Here is a 21,168-nt window from a genome sequence, read left to right as displayed (position 1 = left end):
TCATTCCTGAAAGTTATCGAACGTAAAATAAAAGCAAATATACATTAAATATTCGCCCGCGTAGACTGCCCTCCAAACAAGAACCCCGCCCACCGTGGCGGCGACAACATGGAGACCAGCACGATGCACGTCCAGCCTTCCCGGCGCCACTTCCTGCGGCGCAGCGCCCAGTGGGCCATCAGCCTTGGCGCCGGCAGTTATCTGCCGTCCGCGCTGGCCCAGCCCCAGCCCGTCAGCTACCCCCATTCTTCCGGCAGCGAACCCGCGTCGGCCAGGCTGCCGGCCGATGCCTGCGACTGCCACATGCATGTCTACGACCCGCGCTTCCCCTGGGCACCCGGCGCCAGGCTGCTGCATCCGGCGGCCACCGTGGCGATGTACCGCCAGCTGCAACAACGGCTGGGGACCACCCGCAACGTGGTGGTCACGCCCTCGGCCTATGGCGTGGACAACCGCTGCACGCTGGACGCCCTGGCCCAACTGGGCCCCCGCGCACGCGGCGTGGCCGTGGTGAACGACCAGGTCAGCGACGACCAATTGCAGGCCCTGCATCAGGCCGGTGTGCGCGGCCTGCGTTTCAACCTGGCCCTGGGTTCGGTCACCACCGTAGAGATGATGGAGCCGCTGGCGCGCCGCGTCGCCCCGCTGGGCTGGCACCTGCAGGTCAACATGCCCAACGAGGTCTTGCTGGCCAACCGCGCAGTGCTGGCCCGCCTGCCGGTGCCGCTGGTGTTCGACCACTTCGCCCGCATCCCGCTGCAGGCCGATGCAACGCATCCGGTATTTGATTTCGTGACCGGCCTGATGCGCGAGCAGCGCGCCAGCGTCAAGCTTTCCGGCGCCTATCTGTACAGCAAGCGGGGCGCGCCCGACTACGACGACGTCGCACCGCTGGCCCGCACGCTGGTCCAGCTTGCGCCTTCGCAAGTGGTCTGGGGCAGCGACTGGCCGCACCCGACCGAAGAGCACAAGCCCGATGACGCCCGACTGCTCGATGTGATGACCACCTGGCTGGGCTCGGACGCGCTCATGCGCACCGTGCTGGTCGACAACCCGACCCGCCTCTACCACTTCTGACGGAGCCCCACATGTCCCAGGCATCGATCAATCCGCTGGCGCAGCCGGCTGTCACCGAAGCGGCCGTCAGCGAGCAGGCCACCATGAAGAAGGTGATGCGTCGCCTCATTCCCTTCATCCTGCTGTGCTACGTGGTCAGCTATCTGGACCGCATCAACGTCGGCTTCGCCGCCTTGACCATGAACAAGGACCTGGGCCTGACGCCCTCGCAGTTCGGGCTGGGTGCGGGTCTGTTCTTCATCGGTTACTTCTTCTTCGAGATTCCCAGCAACCTGGCGCTGCACCGTTTCGGCGCCCGCATGTGGATTTCGCGCATCATGATTTCCTGGGGTCTGATCTCGATGGCCACCGCCTTCGTGGTCGGTCCCAAGAGCTTTGCGCTGGCGCGCTTCCTGCTGGGCATGGCCGAGGCCGGCTTCACCCCGGGCATCTACCTGTACTTCACGCAGTGGTTCCCCGGCGCCTGGCGCGGCAAGGCCACGGCCTTCTTCCTGATCGGCATCCCGGTGGCCAACATCATTGGCTCGCCCTTGTCGGGCGCGCTCATGGAGTTGCACGGCATGTGGGGCTTCCAGGGCTGGCAGGTGCTGTTGCTGCTGGAGGCTGTACCGGCCGTGTTGCTGGGTGTGCTGTGCCTGTTCCTGCTGCCGGACCGTCCGTCCAAGGCCGCCTGGCTCAGCAGTGATGAGAAGCGCTGGCTGGAAAACGAACTCTCGACCGAACAGAACGTGCTGGCCGCCCGTCATGGCAACAAGCTTAAGGACGCCTTCACCAACTGGCGCGTGTTCGCCCTGGCCGCGGCCAACTTCTGCGGCATCATCGGCTCGCTCAGCATCGGCCTGTGGCTGCCGCAGATCATCCGCGAATTCGGCCTGCCTTCGCACCAGGTCGGCCTGGTGGCCGCCGTGCCCTATCTGGTCGGTGCCATCGCCATGACGCTCTGGGCGCGCCTGGCCAACCGCAGCCAGCATCGGCTGTTCTACGTGGCGGGTGCCATCGTGCTGGCCGCGCTGGCGCTGGCGATCTCGGCCTTCCTGCATACGCCGCTGCTGAAGATGCTGGCCATCACGGTGGCGGTGGCATCCATCCTGTCCTTCCAGGCTACCTTCTGGGCCATCCCCTCGGGCTTCCTGACCGGGCGTGCCGCAGCCGGCGGACTGGCCCTGATCGTCTCCATCGGCAACCTGGGTGGCTTTGTCGGACCGTCGGTGATCGGCTTCATCCGCGAATCGACCCAGGGCTTTACCTATCCCCTGATCTTCGTGGCCGCCGCCTTGCTGCTGGGCGCCGTGATCACGCTGGCCCTGGGCGATCCTTCCCGCAGCAATTCCCGCACGACGTCTTCTTCCAAGGAACCCGCATGAGCTTCTTTGCCCCGCCTCCGGTGGTCGAGGCCACCGTCTTCACCCGCCTGCCGGACCATTTCCGTACCCCCCGCAAGAACGCGTGGGGCGATGCCAACCGTGGCGGCCAGCCCATCGATTCCTTCCTCGAAGGCCCGTCCTTCGACCGCCAGGGCCGGCTCTACGTGACCGACATTCCCTACGGCCGCATCTTCCGCATCTCGATGCAAGGCGAGTGGGAACTGGTCACCGAATACGACGGCTGGCCCAATGGCCTCAAGATCGACAAGACCGGTCGCATCGTCATCACCGACTACAAGCGCGGCCTGGTACAACTCGACCCCGACACCGGCACCGTCACGCCACTTTTGGAAACGGTCGGCTCGGAAGGCTTCAAGGGCGTCAACGACCTAGTCTTCGGCCCCAAGGGCGAGATCTATTTCACCGACCAGGGCCAGACCGGCCTGCAGGACGCCACCGGCCGCGTCTACCGGCTGGCGCCGGACGGCCAGCTGACCTGCCTGATCAATACCATTCCCAGCCCCAATGGCATCGTCTACGACCCGGCCCTGAACCATCTGCTGGTGGCCGTGACCCGCGCCCAGCAGATCTGGCGCATTCCCCTGCATCACAACGGCGTGGTCGGCAAGGTCGGCGTCTTCGCCAACCTGCACGGCGGCATGGCCGGCCCGGACGGACTGGCCCTGGATGCGGAGAGCTGCCTGTACATCGCCCACACCGGATTCGGCTCCATCTGGCGGCTCTCCAAGTTTGCCGAGCCGCTGCTGCGCATCCGCTCCACGGCCGGCATCTCCACCACCAATCTCGCCTTCGGCGGGCCGGAGGGCAAGAGCCTCTTCATCACTGAATCCCAGACCGGCAGCATCCTGCGCGCCGACGTGCCGGTGGCCGGTCTGCCCATGTATTCCCATGCCTGAGGCTGAACCCTCGGCCCTGACTTCACTTCCAGCAAAGGACCCACACCATGAGCCAGCAACCTGATTTCATCCGTGACTTCGACCGTGTCGACGCCGCCATCGTCGCCAAGGCCGCCGAATTCCCCGCCTCCATCCTGGCCGACGTGGCCGGCCGTCGCGGTACTCTGTGCAGCCGCGTCGCGCCGCTGTCGCCCACCATGCGCGTGGCAGGTCCCGCGCTGACCGTGGAAGTGCGCCCCGGCGACAACCTGATGATCCACGCCGCCATGGCCATCGCCAAGCCGGGCGACGTGCTGGTCATCGATGGCAAGGGTGACGAGACCAGCGCACTGATGGGCGAGATCATGGTCTCGCAATGCAAGGCCAGCGGCCTGGCCGGCATCATCATCTACGGTTCGGTGCGCGACACCGAGGCCCTGCGCGAGATCGGCTTCCCCGTCTATGCCGTCGGCGCCAACCCCAACGGCCCCACCAAGAACATCGCCGGCCGCGTCAACTGGCCCATCTCGGTGGGCGGCACCGCCGTGCAGCCGGGTGACCTGATCGTCGGTGACGCCGACGGCGTGGTGGTGGTCGAGCGCGAGAAGGCCGCCTCCCTGCTGGAGGCCGCCGCCAAGAAGGTAGCCGACGAAACCAAGCGCCTGACCGAGATCCGTGGCGGTGGCCCGCTGCGTCCGGGCTGGCTGGAAGGCGCGCTGCGCAAGGGCGGCGTGCTGGCCGAAGGAGAAACACTGTGAGCGGCGCCCACAAGGACGTGGTGATTGTCACCGGTATCGATCTGGCCCCGGCCGCCGTCGATATCCTGCGCGACTACCAGCTGGTCTACACCAGCGCCAAACCGACCGAGGACGACCTCATCAATCTGGCGCAACTGCACCAGCCGGTGGCCATCATCGTGCGCTACGGCGGCGTGAGCGCGCGCGTGATGGATGCCAGCCCGGCGCTGCGCGTGATCTCCAAGCACGGTACCGGCATCGACACCATCGACAGCCAGGCCGCGCAGCAACGCGGCATCGCCGTCAAGGCCGCCGTCGGCGCCAATGCCCCGGCCGTGGCCGAGCATACCTGGGCACTGATCATGGCTTGCGCCAAGAACGTGGTCGGCCTGGACCGCCGCATGCGCGAAGGTCACTGGGACAAGTCCACCCACAAGAGCCTGGAGCTTCAGGGACGCACCCTGGGGCTGGTCGGCTTTGGCGCCATCGGCCGTCGCGTGGCCGCCGTGGCGGCCGCGCTGGGCATGCCGGTGCTGGCCTATGACCCGTATGCCAAGGAAGCGGCACCGGGCGTGCAACTGGTCGACCTGGACACGCTCTATGCCCGCTCCGACGTGGTCTCGCTACATTGCCCGCTGACCGCCGAGAACAAGCACATGATCAACGCCCAGTCGCTGGCCCGCATGAAGGATGGCACCATCCTGGTCAACACCGCACGCGGTGGCCTGATCGACGAAGCGGCCCTGATCGCCGCCCTCAACAGCGGCAAGCTGCGCGCCGCCGGGCTGGACAGTTTCGAGAAGGAGCCCTTCGCCGCGCCTCATCCCTTGCAGGACGTTGGCAACGCCATCCTGAGCCCGCACATCGGCGGCGTGACATCCGACGCCTACATCGCCATGGGCACCGGCGCTGCCCGCAACATCCTGGCAGTGCTCAACGAGCAGGCCATTGCCGGCTGATCCATAATCACCCCCGGGCCAGCCGCCGACACAGGCGGCGCCCGCCTTCCGAGAGAGACACATGGAGACCATCCAAGACGACAAGCAGCTGGAGCAGGAGACCGTAAAAAAGGTCACCTGGCGGCTGCTGCCATTCCTGATGCTGTGCTACCTGTTTGCCTTCATCGACCGTGGCAACATCGGCATGGCCGCGCTGCAGATGAACCACGACCTCGGGCTCTCGCCCAAGATGTTCGGCTTTGCCAGCAGCCTGTTCTTCATCGCCTATTTCATCTTCGAGGTGCCCAGCAACCTGGCGCTGCAGAAGTTCGGCGCCCGCAAATGGCTGGCGCGCATCATGATCAGCTGGGGCCTGATCTCGGCCTGTACCGCCCTGGTGCAAGGGCCGAACTCCCTGTACGTGGTGCGCTTCATCCTGGGTGCAGCCGAAGCCGGCTTCTTCCCCGGCGTGGTGCTGTACCTGACCTACTGGGTGCCCTCGGCCTATCGCGCCCGTATCGTGGCGCTGTTCATGGTGGCCATCCCGGCGGCCAGCTTCATTGCCTCGCCGATCTCGGCATTGCTGCTGCAGATGGATGGCATCGGCGGCCTGCGTGGCTGGCACTGGCTGTTCATGCTGGAAGGCCTGCCCACGGTGCTGCTGGGCGTGGTCTGTCTGCGCTTCCTGACCGACCGCCCTGAACAGGCCCGCTGGCTCGACGAGCGCCAACGCAACTGGCTGACCGCCACCATGAACAAGGAGGCCGCCGGCCGCGCCGCCAAGCAGCATGTGCCGCTGTGGAAGCTGTTCAGCCAGCCGCACGTCTGGGGCATGGCGCTGGTCTGCGCCTGCGCCTCGGCAGCCGGCTCGGTGCTCAACGTCTGGCAGCCGCAGTTGCTGAAGTCCTTCGGCCTGACGGTGATGCAGACCGGTCTGGTGAACTCCATTCCCTACCTGATCGCCTCGGTGCTGATGGTGTGGTGGGGCCGTCATTCCGACCGTAGCGGCGAACGTCGCTGGCATACCGCCATCCCGCTGATTCTGATCGGCGGCGGCCTGGCCATGGCCACCCTGGCCAATTCGCTGGTGCCGGTGGTGTTGCTGCTGACCATGGTGTTGATCGGCGCCTATTCCTTCAAGGGACCGTTCTGGGCCATGGCCTCCAGCTGGCTGGCCACCGGTTCGGCAGCGGCCGGGCTGGCGGGCATCAACGCCGTCTCCAACCTGATCGGCGGCGGCCTGATGGTCAACGTCTACGGCTGGGTGAAGGATGCCACGGGCAGCTACGCCATGGCCCTGCTGCCGATGGTGGGCCTGTCGGTGGTGAGCGTGGGGATCCTGCTGTTCCTGTCGCGCAAGGCGCGCTCGCAGGGCAGCGGCGTGATGAAGGAGGCGGTGCGCTGAGCAGGACCCGCTCACCACGCAATCCGCATCACCCATACAAAAACGCCTTGCGTTCAATCGAATGCAAGGCGTTTTTTACTGGCGCCTGAGGCGCCAGTCCAGGCAGATCAGCGGAAGCCGAACAGCGCCGCCGGGTTGCTCACCAGCACCTGTTCGCGCAGCGCCGGGTCCGGTGCCCAGTCGGCCAGCAGGTCGAACAGCACGGCATCGTCCGGCTTGATCTTCTCGGTCGGATGCGGCCAGTCGCTGCCCCACAGCGTGCGCTGCGGCGCCGCCTGCAGATAGGCGCGGGCCAGCAGGCTGGTATCCGGATAATCCGGTGCCCCGCGCAAGGTATCGGCATACGGCTCGGACAGCTTGATCCAGACATGGCCCTTCTCCAGCAAGCGCAGGATCGCCCGGGCACCCGGATGGTCCAGACCGTCCGGCTGCGGGATGCGGCCCAGATGGTCGATCACCACCGGTGTGGGCAGCCCGGCCAGCACCGCCTCATGCTGCGCGATCTGCGCTCCCGACATCAGCACCTGCACATGCCAGCCCAGCGGCGCAATGCGCTCCGCCGTGCGACGCAGGCGGTCCACCGTGGTTACGCCCCAGCTCTGCGCCGACAGGAAATTGACCCGCACTCCACGTACGCCCAGCCGGTCCATCTCCTGCAACCGGGCCAGATCAACATCGTCGTCGATCACCACGATGCCGCGTGCCTGCGGGCCAAACTGCGCCAGTGCATCCAGCAGGCAGCGATTGTCACTGCCATAGGTGGAAGGCTGCACCACCACATGCCGCGCGATGCCCAGCTTGGCCATCAGCAGCCGGTAGTCGGCCACGGTAGCGCCATCCGGACGCCCGCCGCGCCAGTGCGGCGACACCGGAAAGCGCGCGTCGTAGATGTGGTGATGGCTGTCGCACGCCAGCGCCGGCGCCTTCAGGCGCGGGGCCTCGGTGCCGGCCGAGTTGGGAACGGATTGTGCCAGCGCAGCGCGCAAGCCGGTGCACGCGAGCAGGCTGCCCGCGATGAAGCGTCTTCTGTTGACCATGGGTCTCCCTGGTGATTGTTGTTGTCGGCATGAGCGGCACAGGCGCAGGATATGAGCGCGCGTGGCCTGCCTGTGCGGGAGTCTAGCGAGGGGGAGGGAGCAGGACTATTTCCTTTTATTTTCCCAACGATAAATGGCGGGAATGGGTGCGGCCGGCGCGTCCTGTGTGCGTTCAGCCTGCAGGGCGACATGCGGTCAGACACGGCGCCGATCACTTTGCTATTCTGCTGGCGGCCCGCACGGGGCAGGGGGCAGGGCGCTGAATCCGGGCATCGGGGCCGGATCGCGATCTTGTATGGATCTTGTCTTCTGGATGTATGGACGCTAGCTGGTTAGAATGGCTAAAAACAAGTGTTACCGGGACAGTGACACACCTGTGCTGGGGCCTGTTCCCACTAAATCTGCGAGTGCGAGAGGTCGTCAAGCGTTGACTGCCTAGGCGCAGCGACGCGCCGTAGTGGTGCTACGGCAAGGAGCTGTAACAACGGCAGGCGACGCTTGCCGGCCTCTCCCGGAGGGTTGCGCCCAGAAGGCGCGCTGGCGGCGTTGCCCGGTAAGGCTGGTGGTACCACCACCAGCCTTACCGGGCGCCTTGCCACCACGCCTTCTGGGTGCAACGCATCTCGCAGATTTAGTGGGAACAGGCCCGACTTCGGATTCAAGGCTGGCGCCGCAGAGAAGGGCGCCCACATCAACAAGGGTTTTGACTGTGGTGGTATCCGATAGCGCTCAGGCAACTGCAGCGCTATCGGCTTTTTTCGTCACTGCCCGCAACTGGAAAACACGCATCATGGATTGGGTCCCTATCGTCTTCGTCATCTTCAAGCTCGGTGTACTCTGCACGGGGATGTTCTACGCCATCAAATGGCACTACGACCAAGGAAAGAAAGAAAAGGAAAAAGGCAAGGAGAGGCGCGCCGTGCTGCGGGGAGCGGTGACGGTGATTGTGATCTTTCTGGTCTTGCTGGTGGGGTTGGGGGTGGTGACGTATGACGTCGCGAAGATGTTGGGGTTGGAGTTGACGTTTCCCTGATGGGAAGTCTCCCTGGCCCATATCGTTTGATGCGACAGCCACCCGCTGATGGGTACGACGCATTGCTGTCTCCGGACTGAATGCCTTGCCTGAGCCGTAGTCTTTAGCTGACCGGGCGCCGAACAACACGGCTGCCGCAGTCGCATCAGCAAAAATCCGTCGTTGAGAGGCCCGGCATGCGCCGCCAGGCCGACTCCTTACTTACCCGCCACCTTGTCATCGAACCAGCGTTTCCATGAGGGCACGGCCGTGGCAAAGGTCCCGCGATGCGTGGTCGGTCCGGTGGATACCGCCTGCACATGCGGATTGCCGGCACCCATGGCCTGCGCATACGTCATCGCCATGCGACCCACGCCGGGTGTGATGGCTTCATCCGATTCACCATAGTAATTGCGCACGTCGGAGCGGATCACCCAGCGATAGGCCTGGGTGGTCGCGATCAGGCGACCATAGGCGGACCGGGCGAAGTATTGCGGATCGAAATATTCCGGCCGCATCAGCTTGTGCAGGTCGGTTGGAATGTCGGCCACATTGAAGGGCTGGCGATTGTAGGCTTTCTGGGCGACCTCGTAGGAGGCGTCGTTGAGCACTGAGCGTGCCAGGCCAGGTACGCCGTAATAATTTTCGAAGGCGAAGGCCGACAGGATCACGATGCTGTTGAGCCAGTCCGCATCATTGGGACGCGGATAGGTGAGAAAACCTTCGAGCAGCGCGAAGACATCCAGCGGTGCACTGGCGGTGGTCGCTGCATCGACCTTGATACCGGCCGCTTCCAGCTTTTCCAGGAAGGCCATGGTCACGAAACCGCCCTGGGACCAGCCCGAAAGAAACAGCTTGTCCTCGCGCACGCCCATGCTGGCCAGCACGCTGCGCGCGGCCAGCAGCATGTCATAGGTAGCTTGCTGATGGCTGCCCTTGACCATGTAGCCCTCCGGTTCGCTGGAAATGCCCATGCCGAAATAATCAGCGCCGATGAGTGCATAGCCCTGGCCGGCAAACTGGGCAATCATCAATTGCGTTTCAGGCGATTGATCGGGGAAGGACGGCACCTGCTGGCGCCCATACACCGTGCCATGCTGGTAGGAGACCAGCGGGTAGGACTTGGCCGGGGTATCTGGCAGGGCCAGCAGGCCGGAAGCCAGGATGGGCTGGTTGCCGCGCTCCGGGATGACCGAGGGATAGGTCACCCGATACAGCAGCACGGCGTTGCGTGCGGGCGAGTAGGTGACAGGAACGCCGGAGAAGGCCGGTGTGTCCTTTTGCAGAATGGTATTGAGCTTGTCGACATCCCAGCGGCCAATCAGCTGGACGCGCACGCCTGAGGCCACCGCCTGCACGGTCGTGGTGGCCGGGCTCTGTGCCCCCGCTGGCGCAGGCAGGATGGACAACACGGCGCTCAGTATTCCCAGCACCATGCTGGTACGCATCAGGCATGACTTCATCGCTACCCCTTATGTTTGTATTGGAAATGCATTGCTGCAATCATTTGTACCGGCGCTGTGCGGCAGGTCTGAGACGCGTACGACGCATGCCCAGCCTGGCGCATTATGACGAGCCGGGGCACAGCGCAAAGCGGGAAAAGCGGGAGCTTTACCTTGCAAGCGCCAGTTTGGAGGTGCCCTGACATCTGGTATAAACACGGTCTGGAACGTCGCTCCCCTTCCTCCGATGGCGGACGGCGCCATTCACCTCCCGATTTCGAGAAACGAGCAAGCCATGAACAAGCCTACTCACTCCCGCTTCCGCTTCCTGAAGCTGGTCGCCCAAGCTGGGCTGATCTGCGCCGCCCTGAGCCATCAGGCACATGCGCAGGCGAACCTGGACTTCTTCGCCAATACGGCCGTGGCCGATCTGCAGAAGGAACAGATCAACTCCCTCTATGCCGCCATCACGGCGTCGCTGGATGCAGGCGTGAGCGGCAAGACCTCGCAGTGGACCGATGGCCCCAAGCCCTCCACCACGGCCAAGATCACGCCGACCTTCGAGCAGGGCACCCCGCCCTGCGCCAAGGTGGACCTGGTGGTCAGCAGCAAGCGCGGCACCGAGCCACTGAAATTGCGCTATTGCAAGAACAGTGCAGGCAAGTGGGCATTGAGCAATTGATGTCCTGGTCGGCTACGCGGCCGCTTGGAGGCTGGCTGCATCGACAGCAGATGCCACGAAAAAAAGACGACTTGAGGGTCGTCTTTTTTTGTGGCAGTCCTGTGGAGACAGCCATGCGGAAGGGCAAGATAGTCGGTATCCGTTGGAGCACGTCAACCTACCGCTGGGGGGGCAGTGTACTTGCCCCGGCCTAAGACCGATCAGCCACCTCCTGTGCTGCTGTCCACGCCTGTCCTAGAGCTGCTGGAATGTATGGAGGCCGGAGGATGCCGGGAAGGTCTTCTCTCTTGCACCGTATTTGGTTACTCAAGCATTCAAGCGTGCAGCCGTCCTCGCCTGGATGGATGAAATCAACTTCCATGGCCTGCGGCATGAGGCCACGAGTAGGTTATTCGAGAAGGGATGAATGTCGTTAAGGTGACGGATTACCGGACACAAGACGCTGGCGATGCTGGATCGATACACGCACCTGGATGTGTCCAGGCTTGTAGCGAAGCAGGGTGATTCAGGGCAACTCCTAAGCAGGAACAAGCCCATAACTTACCGGTACTTATTGTCTGTGCGTCAAGATTTTGTGGTGGCGCCTAGTTCGTTCGTGGGAATTCGCGTCGTATTGCCTTTGAAACGAAATACCCGCTTGGAGACCTTTCTCCCAGAGCCGGACGCGCCGAGCGACAATGTTCCCTCGGTGGCTTGAACGCCGAGACTACCTTCCCCTGACGTGTCATAGTACTCTTCCATTTCAACCTCTTCCGCAGTCTCTATTCTGGATGCGAGAGCAAGCTCTTGGGCAACACGTGCTTGCGCCTCGGCCATTTTCATTTCTATTTCCTGCCGCTCGGCGAGTAGTCGTAAATCATCAATGGCAGTCGGAGATGTGGATTCTTCAGCAATCACTTTTTTTGCGAGGCGCTCAATAAGATATCCACTTGGGTTGAACGAAAATTTAATTGCTTCAACCGCCATCTTTGCCGTTTCCGTGGTCATAGATTTATGCCTTTCCTTGAGTTCAACTAAAAGCGCTTTGTGGGCGTTGAGTTTAACTAACTGTGTGCAAACTCGTAAACGGTCAGGGAGTGCTTATCGGTCAACGGAACGCTGGTTAGGCAGTTGCTCTCCAGATGTATCTCTAAGGGCGGTAGCACATCCCAAGAGCACTCACGGTTACGGTCCTTGCTTGGAGCCCGCACAGCCCACATTCTGCATTGTCGCAACTGGCGCCACTGTTGTAGCAACGGTGAGGCATGGTGTCGCCACAGCGGTCGTACACGCTCATGCGACGCTTACCGCTTGCACAGACCTTCAAGAGGCCTCGTGCGTTGCTACAAAAGCTGATCACATCGTTCTTTCCCCCAGGATCTCTATCATTCGCCTGCTGTGGGGATGAGTGTGCGTTCTCAGTCGCAGGGTGATCCAAAAAGAATAGCGGTGCATGCTCAACCATTCTCGTATGATGAGGATAATTGCCGAGGCTGCTAGTTTGTGGCAGCATTAATTTCTGGAGGGCAAGCTAGATAACTAAAAAGCTCTGCCTAAATAATTAGTGGCATCTGAGGTGCTAAGACTTACCTAGCGGGGGGGCAGAAGTGTCGCGGAGATTTACCTTTGATTTGTTCCGACTGAATATTGAAGACACCTTCGATTTGTTTTCTCAGAACACTCTTCCTCGGCTGCGGACAGATGATGATCTGCGCAGACTTTTTCAGGTCGCAACTCTTCCTGAGCAAGATCAAATTCAAGAAACACGCTCTGCGGTATTCAAGTGGAGCTTACGGGATTACCGAGACTTCTCTGAGATTCTGCCAGAGCGGCCAATTCTGTCTGTTGTATTGGCCCGAAGTGCGCTAAAGCGAGATGGGGTAATTGTCACTGACGAAGGTATGTCTCTTGGAACGTCACTTCCAAATCCACCGCTGGCAAGCACCGCTGTATGTTTGATCGATTTAGATCGGCATTTAGTTGTCGTTGAGCACACGGGAGAATTGGGGACCACTGCTTGGAAGGATTTCATCCAGAAAATTCTTTCGTCAGCAGCGTCGACGATGGAGAGATCATCGGTAGTGGAGTTAGAGGCGATCCCAGAGAAAAATGGCATCGTTGATTTATTTCGCTCGTTTGAACGTATTACCCGGATGAAGGTGACGCTCCGAATTCCTAATCCGGAACTCAATCGTTACACCCGTGCATTGTTCGACGATCTGACGGTTAGCGGTGTACGTGAATTTATGCAAGACATGAAGAACCCAAACGGCATGTCTAAAGCAGAGAACGCTCGTCCCTTTGCCTCTGCGGTTTTGGCTGGGCAGGGTTACAAAAAGGGCGAGGTTCAGATCGAGGGATTCAGAAACGACACCTATGAAATTGCTACGTCAGGCTCGGATGCTGTTCGGGGCAATGTGAGAGGTTTGCGGGACTTTGTTAGAGGACTTCTTGCCAATGCAACGACTCAGGAGGGGCGACGAGTTTTAAACGCCGTATGTCAAGAAATTGATCGTATTCATCCTCGCCCAGAAGACAATGTCTAAGAAAAATTTAATCGTATGGGCCTATGCTATTGAGTTGATTGCCGCAGCTTTAATCTTATTGCTGCTCGCACTGCTCATTGGGACGCCAGCAATGGCGGCATTTATTCGGGAAACTGCAAATGATTTTGCTACGGTATTTAGCGGCGTTATGTTAGCGGCTGCTCTTGCTTTTTTGTGGACCCTTTACTCGAAGTCAGATACCGATTTTTATCAATGGCTTGAGTCGAAAGGGGCATTCGCAGTTTATTTGCATGCGTGTATGTATGCCGTCGCAGTATATGCACTTTCCGCATGCAGCTTAATCGCGATTAAACATGTCAAATCGCTTTGCTTTATGTGGGCGACCTCTTTCCTCCTAATCCTCGCCGTTTTGAACCTTTACACACTGATTAAAAACGTGTGCGACCTAATGCGATTGACGGCAAAATTCCAGCAACTTACTCGGCATCAGTAGGATTCTGTTCTGCCCGAACGTCGTGAGGGCGTGTAGATTTTAGATCGGCTTGGGCGGCCTTATTGCAGTCCGATCGGCACTGTTTATGCCTCCGACGCGTGTGACGGGCTGGAGTGTATTTGCCCCAAGGTCGCCTAGAGAAATTCGCTGACGAACCAGCTTTAACTGTTTATTAGATTTGTTGCAGCAGCGGAATCTAATACAGTTGTTATCGATGAGCATAGGCAGCCTCGCTCGATAAGACCAATATCTGCAGGGAGCTTACTAAAGCTGGCCTGCCCTGAGGGACTCGAACCCCCGACCTATGGCTTAGAAGGCCATTGCTCTATCCAGTTGAGCTAAGGGCAGTTCGGCGTGGCTGGCGGGAAGGGCGGGGTGCGACTGCATCAGTGCGTCACCGCAATTCCACCAGCGAGCCAGAAAAGGAAAACGGGCTGTAAAAACAGCCCGTTTTTCAAGTGTGGTCGGAGTACAAGGATTCGAACCTTGGACCCCCTGGTCCCAAACCAGGTGCGCTACCGGGCTGCGCTACACTCCGAGAAGCGAGATAATAGCAGCATCTCTTGCGAATGGTCAACAAGGTTTGCAAGCAAGTTCAACAATCCTCAGGAAACCGCCTCTCCCTCGCGGGATTCGGCCACTTTCTGCAGCCTGATTTCCACCAGCAGCTTCTTGATCTCCGGCACGCACGAGCCGCAGTTGCCGCCAGCCTTCAGGCAGGCCGTGACCTGGCTGACCTCTTCCAGGTCCTGCTTCCTGATGGTGTCGCAGATGGTGTTGCGGCCCACGCCAAAGCAGGAGCAGACGGTCGGTCCGGTGTCGGCGCCTTTTTCGATGGGCTGGCCCACCAGCAGGCCGACGCGGTCGGCTTCTTCCAGCTTGTCCTTGGCGAACAGGCCGGCCAGCCAGGAGCGCGAGGGCAGGTCGGGGCGGGCGGACATGAACAGGCACATGTCGATGTGGTCATCCACCACATGCACGGCACGATAGCTGCCGTCGCTCAGGTCTTCATATTCCAGCCAGTCGGCGTCGTCGTCGCGTACGCCCAGCAGGCTGCGCGCCCAGGCGGTGTGGTCGTTGATCTGGTTGCGGCCGGCCAGCTCATAGCGCAGGAAGTCGCGGCCCTGCACGCGGGTCCAGTGGGTGATGTCGTCCAGTGCCGGCGCATGGCGGGTGAGGATGAAGCCGTGCCAGCCGACGCGGAATTCTTCGATGGCCACCGGCGTGTGCTTGAACTCGGGCTCGCCCGAGACCGGGTCGACCACCGGGTTGACCACCGCGCCCACGCGGGCGTCCGAGGCCGACTGGCTGTTCCAGTGGATAGGCACGAAGACCGCGCCACGCGGGATGCCGCCGCCGTGCTGCACCCGCGCCACCATGGCGCCCCAGCGGCTGCTGATGCGCGCCAGACCGCCTTCGCGCAGGCCGTAGAGCAGGGCGTCCTGGGGATGGATGTCGATGAAGGATTCAGCGATGTGGCTGCCCAGGGTGGCTGATTTGCCGGTGCGCGTCATGGTGTGCCAGTGGTCGCGCACGCGGCCGGTGTTGAGGATCAGCGGGTAGTCTTCGCAGGCGGCATGCAGCGGGCTGCGCGGCGCGGTCGGCACAAAACGCGCACGGCCGTCGGCGGTGCTGAAACGGTAGTCCTGCAGCACCCGTGCCGTGCCGGCCACGCTGCCATCGGACAGGCGCTGCACCGGCCACTGGATCGGTGCCAGGGTGTCGTAACTGCTGCGGTCCATGCCGGTCAGGCCGGCCAGGTTGAAGACGCGGCGCACTTTGCCCGGTTCGGTCTCAGCATGGGCCTCGCCATTGCGATAGGCCGACAGGCGGGCATGTTCGTCGAAGATGGCATGCGGGCCGTCAAAGTCGAAACCGTCGAAGCCCATGCGCTGCGCCACGTCACACAGGGTGCGCCAGTCGCCACGGGCTTCGCCGGGGGCGCTCAGGAAGGCGCGCTGGCGCGAGATGCGGCGTTCGGAATTGGTGACCGTGCCATCCTTCTCGCCCCAGGCCAGGGCCGGCAGCAGCAGGTGGGCGTAGGCATTGGTATCGGTCTGGGTGACCACGTCCGAGGCCACCACCAGTTCGCATTTCTGCAGGGCGCGTTGCACCAGGTCGGCATCGGGCAGGCTGACCATGGGGTTGGTGGCCATGATCCACACTGCCTTGATGCGGCCGTCCTCGATGGCGCGGAACATGTCCACCGCCTTCAGGCCGGGTTTGTCGGCGATGCGCGGGGATTGCCAGAAGTCTTGCACGATCTCGCGGTGCAGCGGCTGCTCCAGATCCATGTGGGCGGCCAGCATGTTGGCCAGGCCGCCGACTTCGCGGCCGCCCATGGCGTTGGGCTGGCCGGTGATGGAAAACGGTCCCATGCCGGGCTTGCCGATGCGGCCGGTGGCGAGGTGGCAGTTGATGATGCTGTTGACCTTGTCGGTACCGGCGGAGGACTGGTTCACGCCCATCGAGAAACCGGTGACGACCTTGTCGGTCTCGGCAAAGGCCTGGTAGAAGGCCAGCAGGTCCTGCAGGTCCACCTTGCAGATGCGCGCCACCGTGGCGGGGTCGGCGCAGTCGGCGTCGGCCACCGCCAGGGCGTCGTCGAAGCCGTTGGTGTGGGCGCTGATGAAGGCGTTGTCGCGCAGGCCGCGATGGGCCAGGTAGCTCATCAGGCCGTTGAACAGCCAGACATCGGTGCCAGCCTTGATCGGCAGGTGCAGGTCGGCCAGTTCGCAGGTGGCGGTGCGGCGCGGATCGATGACGATCAGGCGCATCGCGGGGCGGGTTTCCTTCAGGCGGGCGATGCGCTGGAACAGGATGGGGTGGCACCAGGCGGCGTTCGATCCCACCAGCACCACGAGGTCGGCCAGTTCCAGGTCTTCGTAGCAGATCGGCACCAGGTCTTCGCCAAAGGCGCGCTTGTGTCCGGCCACGGCCGACGACATGCACAGGCGCGAATTGGTATCGATGTTGGCGCTGCCGATGTAGCCCTTCATGAGCTTGTTGGCGATGTAGTAGTCCTCGGTCAGCAACTGTCCGGAGACATACAGGGCCACTGCATCCGGCCCGTGTTGGGCGACGATGGCGGCGAACTTGCTGGCGACTTCGTCCAGGGCATCGTCCCAGGACACCTGCTCCAGTTCGCCCTGGGCGTTGCGGCGCTGCGGATGCAGCAGGCGGCCGTCGAGATCGACGGTCTCGCCCAGGGCCGAGCCCTTCACGCACAGGCGGCCCAGGTTGGCGGGGTGCTGCTCGTCGCCCTTGATGCCCAGGCTGCCGTCCTCTTTCAGCGATGCCGTTACGCCGCAGCCCACGCCGCAATAGGGGCAGGTGGTGCGGGTGGTCGTCACGGCCAGGGCGAGCGGGGTCTGGGAGAGATTCATGAAGTTTCCTTTGGAGCTAGGCGGCTTGCTGGCACATGGCCTGGCCGAAGGGCAGTTCGCGGCGGAAGGCGCTGATGTCGCGGCCGCTCTGGATCAGGTCGAAGTACCACGGCCCGTCCTTGACGTCGCCATACAGCACCGCGCCCACCAGGCGCGTACCGCGCAACACCAGCCGCTTGTAGATGCCGCGACGCGGGTCGCGCACCACCAGGTCTTCGGTATCCTCGCCGCCGATGAAATCACCGGCCGAATACAGGTCCAACCCGGTCACCTTGAGCTTGGTGGCGGTGGCCTGCTGCACGTAGCGGCGATGGCCGGCGCCGGCCAGGTGCGCACCGCAGACGCGGGCCTGGTCCCAGATCGGCGCCACCAGGCCGAAGGTGGCCTTGCGGTGCTGCACGCATTCGCCCACGGCATAGACGCGCGGGTCGTAGGTCTGCAGGGTGTCGTCGACGATGATGGCGCGTTCGCAGTGCAAGCCGGCGGCCTTGGCCAGGGCGATATTGGGGCGCACGCCGGCGGTCATCACCACCAGGTCGGCGGGGATGGTGCTGCCATCCTTGAAGCGCAGGGCGGTCACGCGGTCCGGCCCGACGATTTCCTCGGTATGGGCATTGAGCAGAAAGCGCAGGCCACGGTCTTCCAGCGCCTTCTTGAGCAGGGCGGCGGCGGGCTTGTCCAGTTGCTGGTTCATCAGGGCGTCGGTGACGTGCACCACGGTCACCTCCATGCCCTGGCGCATCAGGCCATTGGCCGCTTCCAGCCCCAGCAGGCCACCGCCGATGACCACCGCATGCCGGTGGGTACGGGTCGCTTCCAGCATGGTGTCGACGTCCTGGATGTCGCGGAAGGCGATCACGCCCGGCAATTGATGGCCCGGCACCGGGATGATGAAGGGCGTGGAGCCGGTGGCCAGCAGCAGGCGGTCGTACTTCACCGCCAGGCCGGAGCGTGCATGCACGGTGCGCTGGCGGCGGTCGATGTGGATCACCGGGTCGCCCGCGTGCAGGGTGATGCCGTTGTCGTCGTACCAGGCGCGGGGGTTGAGCATGATGTCATCGATGCTCTTGTCTCCAGCCAGCACCGGCGAGAGCATGATGCGGTTGTAGTTGCCGTGCGGCTCGGCGCCAAAGACGGTGATGTCGTACAGGTCCGGCGCCAGCTTGAGCAGTTCTTCCACGGTGCGCATGCCGGCCATGCCATTGCCGATCACTACCAGCGATGGTCTGGCGGCGCGCTTGTCGGCCCCGGTTTCCATCTCAGGCCCCGATCCAGACCTTGCCCTGCTCGATGCGCGCCGGCCAGGCGGGTACCGAGTGGGCGGGTTCTTCCAGGCATTCGCCGGTGGTCAGGTCGAAGTGATGCTTGTAGATCGGCGAGGCCACCACGATGCGTTCGCCCAGGTTGCCCACCAGGCCGCGCGAGAGCACGGCGGCGTCGGCGTTGGGGTCGTAGTTGCCGATGGCGAAGACGCGTGCCTGCGCCTGGCCCGCGCTATGGTCGATGACGTGGAAGATCGCCACCTGCTGGTCGCCGATCAGGGCGGCCACGCCGGTGTTGGGAACGATCTCGCCCAGGTCGCAGATCGGGGTCCAGTGCTGGATTTGCTGGTCGCTGTGCATGCTTGGCTCCTTGGTTCAGACCGTTTCGACGACGACGGGGATGTCGAGCAACTTCTTCTCCGCCACGGTGGCGGGGCGGATCTGGCCGCGTTCCTCGACAAACCTGATATTGCCGTCGGCAGCCTTGCTGTTGACGAAGTGGCGGAAGCGCTTGCGGGTTTCCGGATCGGTGACGGCCTTCTTCCATTCGCATTCGTAGGTGTCGACCACGTGCTGCATCTCGCTTTCCAGCTCCGCGGCGATGCCCAGCTTGTCGTCGATGACCACGCTCTTGAGGTAGTCCAGGCCGCCTTCCAGGTTCTCGCGCCAGGTGCTGGTGCGTTGCAGGCGGTCGGCGGTGCGCACGTAGAACATCAGGAAGCGGTCCACATAACGGACCAGGGTGGCTTCGTCGAGGTCCGAGGCGATCAGCTCGGCATGGCGCGGCTTCATGCCGCCATTGCCGCAGACGTAGAGGTTCCAGCCCTTGTCGGTGGCGATGATGCCCACGTCCTTGCCCTGCGCCTCGGCGCATTCGCGGGTGCAGCCGGAGACGCCGAACTTGATCTTGTGCGGCGAGCGCAGGCCCTTGTAGCGGTTTTCCAGGCGCACCGCGAAGCCCACGCTGTCGCCCACGCCATAGCGGCACCAGGTCGAGCCCACGCAGGATTTGACGGTGCGCAGCGACTTGCCGTAGGCGTGGCCGGTCTCGAAGCCGGCGGCGATCAGTTCTTCCCAGATATCGGGCAACTGGTCCACGCGGGCGCCGAACAGGTCCACCCGCTGGCCGCCGGTGATCTTGGTGTAGAGGCCGTATTTCTTGGCGATCTGGCCGACCGCGATCAGGCCGTCGGGAGTAACTTCGCCACCGGCCATGCGCGGCACCACCGAGTAGGTGCCATCCTTCTGGATGTTGCCCAGGAAGTAGTCGTTGGAATCCTGCAGGCTGGCATGCTCCTTCTTGAGCACGAAGTCGTTCCACAGCGAGGCCAGCACATTGGCCACCATCGGCTTGCAGACGTCGCAGCCCAGGCCGCGACCGTGCTTGGCGAGCAGTTCGTCGAAGCTCCTGATCTGGCCCACGCGCACCAGATGGTGGATTTCCTGGCGCGAATAGGGGAAGTGCTCGCAGACGTGGTTATTGACCGCCATCCCCTGTTTCTTCATTTCCGCCTTCATGACCTGGGTCACCAATGGCACGCAACCCCCGCAGGCCGTGCCTGCCTTGGTGCAAGCCTTCAGATCACCGATATTGGTCACGCCAGAAGCGACAGCGGCGCACAGCTGGCCCTTGGAGACATTGTTGCAGGAGCAGATCTGCGCCGAATCCGGCAGCGCATCCACGCCCAGGCCGGGCTTGGCCTTGCCATCGGACTGCGGCAGGATCAGGAATTCCGGCGCCTCCGGCAGTTCGATCTTGTTCAGCATCATCTGCAGGAGCGTGCCGTATTCGGCAGCGTCGCCCACCATCACCGCACCCAGCAGGTGCTTGCCGGATTCGGAGACCACGATCTTCTTGTAGATCTGGCGGCGCTCATCGGTGAACTGGTAGGAGCGGCTGCCGGCTTCCTTGCCATGGGCGTCGCCGATGCTGGCCACGTCCACGCCCATGAGCTTGAGCTTGGTGCTCATGTCGGCGCCGTTGAATTGCGGCACTTCGATGGCGTCGTCGCGGTGCGACAGCAGATGCTTGGCGGCGGTGCGGGCCATGTCGTAGCCCGGCGCGACCAGGCCGAAGATCTTGCCGTTCCACAGCGCGCATTCGCCGATGGCGTAGACCGCCGGGTCCGAGGTCAGGCAGCAGTTGTCGATCACGATGCCGCCCCGGTCGCCCACCTTCAGGCCGGCACTGCGCGCCAGTTCGTCACGCGGGCGGATGCCGGCGGAGAAGACGATCATGTCGGTTTCCAGGTGCGAGCCATCTTCGAAGTTCATGCGATGGGTGTGCTGCTTGCCATCGACGATTTCCACGGTGTTCTTTTGCGTATGGGCGGTCACGCCCAGTTCCTCGATCTTCTGGCGCAGCACGCGGCCGCCGCTTTCGTCCACCTGCACCGCCATCAGGCGCGGGGCGAACTCGACCACATGGGTCTCCAGCTTGAGGTCGCGCAGGGCCTTGGCACATTCCAGGCCCAGCAGGCCGCCGCCGATGACCACGCCGGAGGTGGAACGGCTGCCGCATTCCAGCATCGCTTCCAGATCTTCGATGGTGCGGTAGACGAAGCAGTCCTTGCGCTGGTTGCCGGCCACCGTCGGCACAAAGGGATAGGAGCCGGTGGCCAGCACCAGCTTGTCATAGGACAGGGTTTCTTCCACGCCGGCCACGTTGACCAGCACCTGCTTGCGTTCCAGGTCGATCTGCTGGGCCTTGGCGTTGAGCTTGAGGTCGAACTGCACCGCGCTGCGGCCGGCATCGAAGAAGCCCGGCGCCACCAGCGACAGGTCCTCTGCGCTCTTGCCGGCGAAGAATTCGGAGAGGTGCACGCGGTCGTAGGCCGGGCGCGGTTCTTCACACAGGATGGTGACCTGCAGTTCCCCGGCGCCGCTTTCGGCCAGGCTTTCCAGGAACTTGTGGCCGACCATGCCGTGGCCGATGACGATGATCTTCATGG

At 62.8% G+C, this 21,168-nt stretch carries 17 protein-coding genes and 2 tRNA genes; 10 read left to right on the top strand and 9 right to left on the bottom strand.

Annotated features, from left to right (window positions below; all coding sequences use genetic code 11):
- The first annotated feature begins 123 nt into the window (after positions 1 to 123).
- The 6 genes from HWE04_RS05605 (at position 124) to HWE04_RS05580 (ending at position 6,417) form a co-directional block, all read left to right on the top strand.
- Complete coding sequence (locus HWE04_RS05605; RefSeq protein WP_446719208.1) at positions 124 to 1,077, top strand: amidohydrolase family protein; 954 nt, start codon at positions 124 to 126, stop codon at positions 1,075 to 1,077.
- Positions 1,078 to 1,088: 11 nt separating this feature from the next.
- Positions 1,089 to 2,441, top strand: coding sequence for an MFS transporter (locus tag HWE04_RS05600; RefSeq protein WP_241811791.1), 1,353 nt, complete (start codon positions 1,089 to 1,091; stop codon positions 2,439 to 2,441).
- Positions 2,438 to 3,358 (top strand): SMP-30/gluconolactonase/LRE family protein, encoded by a 921-nt coding sequence (locus HWE04_RS05595; protein WP_234293893.1) that lies wholly within the window; start codon positions 2,438 to 2,440, stop codon positions 3,356 to 3,358. Before HWE04_RS05600 ends, HWE04_RS05595 begins: the two co-directional genes overlap by 4 nt.
- Positions 3,359 to 3,405: 47 nt before the next feature.
- Positions 3,406 to 4,095, top strand: a complete 690-nt coding sequence (locus tag HWE04_RS05590; protein WP_006464819.1) for an RraA family protein — start codon at positions 3,406 to 3,408, stop codon at positions 4,093 to 4,095.
- Entirely contained in the window at positions 4,092 to 5,033 is a 942-nt protein-coding gene (locus HWE04_RS05585) for a hydroxyacid dehydrogenase (RefSeq protein WP_241811789.1), read from the top strand. The genes HWE04_RS05590 and HWE04_RS05585 overlap by 4 nt, the downstream gene beginning before the upstream one ends.
- Before the next feature lie 61 nt (positions 5,034 to 5,094).
- Entirely contained in the window at positions 5,095 to 6,417 is a 1,323-nt protein-coding gene (locus tag HWE04_RS05580; protein WP_077235196.1) for an MFS transporter, read from the top strand.
- Between the two features lie 107 nt (positions 6,418 to 6,524).
- Here the strand turns inward: HWE04_RS05580 and HWE04_RS05575 are convergent, their stop codons facing one another.
- Positions 6,525 to 7,454: an amidohydrolase family protein gene (locus tag HWE04_RS05575; RefSeq protein WP_241811787.1), complete on the bottom strand. Its 930-nt coding sequence runs from the start codon at positions 7,452 to 7,454 to the stop codon at positions 6,525 to 6,527.
- A gap of 790 nt (positions 7,455 to 8,244) precedes the next feature.
- Between HWE04_RS05575 and HWE04_RS05570 the strand changes: the two genes are divergently transcribed.
- Complete coding sequence (locus HWE04_RS05570) at positions 8,245 to 8,487, top strand: hypothetical protein (protein ID WP_182992273.1); 243 nt, start codon at positions 8,245 to 8,247, stop codon at positions 8,485 to 8,487.
- 197 nt (positions 8,488 to 8,684) lie between these two features.
- Here the strand turns inward: HWE04_RS05570 and HWE04_RS05565 are convergent, their stop codons facing one another.
- Positions 8,685 to 9,929 (bottom strand): alpha/beta hydrolase family protein, encoded by a 1,245-nt coding sequence (locus tag HWE04_RS05565; RefSeq protein WP_241811786.1) that lies wholly within the window; start codon positions 9,927 to 9,929, stop codon positions 8,685 to 8,687.
- A 274-nt stretch (positions 9,930 to 10,203) separates the two neighbouring features.
- On the opposite strand from HWE04_RS05565, the gene HWE04_RS05560 reads away from it, so the two are divergent.
- On the top strand, positions 10,204 to 10,590 hold the full coding sequence (locus HWE04_RS05560) for a hypothetical protein (RefSeq protein WP_241811785.1): 387 nt from the start codon (positions 10,204 to 10,206) through the stop codon (positions 10,588 to 10,590).
- A gap of 564 nt (positions 10,591 to 11,154) precedes the next feature.
- Here the strand turns inward: HWE04_RS05560 and HWE04_RS05555 are convergent.
- Positions 11,155 to 11,577 (bottom strand): hypothetical protein, encoded by a 423-nt coding sequence (locus HWE04_RS05555; protein WP_241811783.1) that lies wholly within the window; start codon positions 11,575 to 11,577, stop codon positions 11,155 to 11,157.
- Between the two features lie 623 nt (positions 11,578 to 12,200).
- Here HWE04_RS05555 and HWE04_RS05550 point away from each other — a divergent pair.
- Together HWE04_RS05550 and HWE04_RS05545 are read left to right on the top strand one after the other, a co-directional pair.
- A complete protein-coding gene (locus HWE04_RS05550) occupies positions 12,201 to 13,115 on the top strand; it encodes a hypothetical protein (protein WP_241811781.1) in 915 nt (304 codons plus the stop codon).
- Positions 13,108 to 13,569 carry a hypothetical protein gene (locus tag HWE04_RS05545; protein WP_241811780.1) on the top strand — a complete coding sequence of 154 codons (462 nt, stop codon included), beginning with the start codon at positions 13,108 to 13,110 and terminating at the stop codon, positions 13,567 to 13,569. Before HWE04_RS05550 ends, HWE04_RS05545 begins: the two co-directional genes overlap by 8 nt.
- Before the next feature lie 271 nt (positions 13,570 to 13,840).
- On the opposite strand, the gene HWE04_RS05540 is transcribed toward HWE04_RS05545, so the two are convergent.
- The 6 genes from HWE04_RS05540 to nirB form a co-directional block, all read right to left on the bottom strand.
- Positions 13,841 to 13,917: transfer RNA gene (locus tag HWE04_RS05540), tRNA-Arg, on the bottom strand.
- 113 nt (positions 13,918 to 14,030) lie between these two features.
- Positions 14,031 to 14,107 (bottom strand) — tRNA-Pro (locus HWE04_RS05535).
- A gap of 67 nt (positions 14,108 to 14,174) precedes the next feature.
- Positions 14,175 to 16,955, bottom strand: a complete 2,781-nt coding sequence (locus HWE04_RS05530; protein ID WP_241811779.1) for a nitrate reductase — start codon at positions 16,953 to 16,955, stop codon at positions 14,175 to 14,177.
- A gap of 16 nt (positions 16,956 to 16,971) precedes the next feature.
- On the bottom strand, positions 16,972 to 18,213 hold the full coding sequence (locus tag HWE04_RS05525; protein WP_241811778.1) for an NAD(P)/FAD-dependent oxidoreductase: 1,242 nt from the start codon (positions 18,211 to 18,213) through the stop codon (positions 16,972 to 16,974).
- Between the two features lies 1 nt (position 18,214).
- The gene (nirD, locus tag HWE04_RS05520) at positions 18,215 to 18,577 is read right to left on the bottom strand and encodes a nitrite reductase small subunit NirD (protein WP_234293887.1); all 363 of its coding nucleotides are present in this window, start codon (positions 18,575 to 18,577) and stop codon (positions 18,215 to 18,217) included.
- A gap of 15 nt (positions 18,578 to 18,592) precedes the next feature.
- Positions 18,593 to 21,166 carry a nitrite reductase large subunit NirB gene (gene nirB, locus HWE04_RS05515; RefSeq protein ID WP_241811777.1) on the bottom strand — a complete coding sequence of 858 codons (2,574 nt, stop codon included), beginning with the start codon at positions 21,164 to 21,166 and terminating at the stop codon, positions 18,593 to 18,595.
- Positions 21,167 to 21,168 lie beyond the last annotated feature (2 nt).

Origin of the sequence: Herbaspirillum sp. C7C2 (genome assembly GCF_022627865.1) — a bacterium.
Lineage (GTDB): Bacteria > Pseudomonadota > Gammaproteobacteria > Burkholderiales > Burkholderiaceae_D > Herbaspirillum > Herbaspirillum frisingense.
Note: the sequence above shows the minus strand (reverse complement) of the source record. Positions and strands in the feature narration are given on the sequence as shown.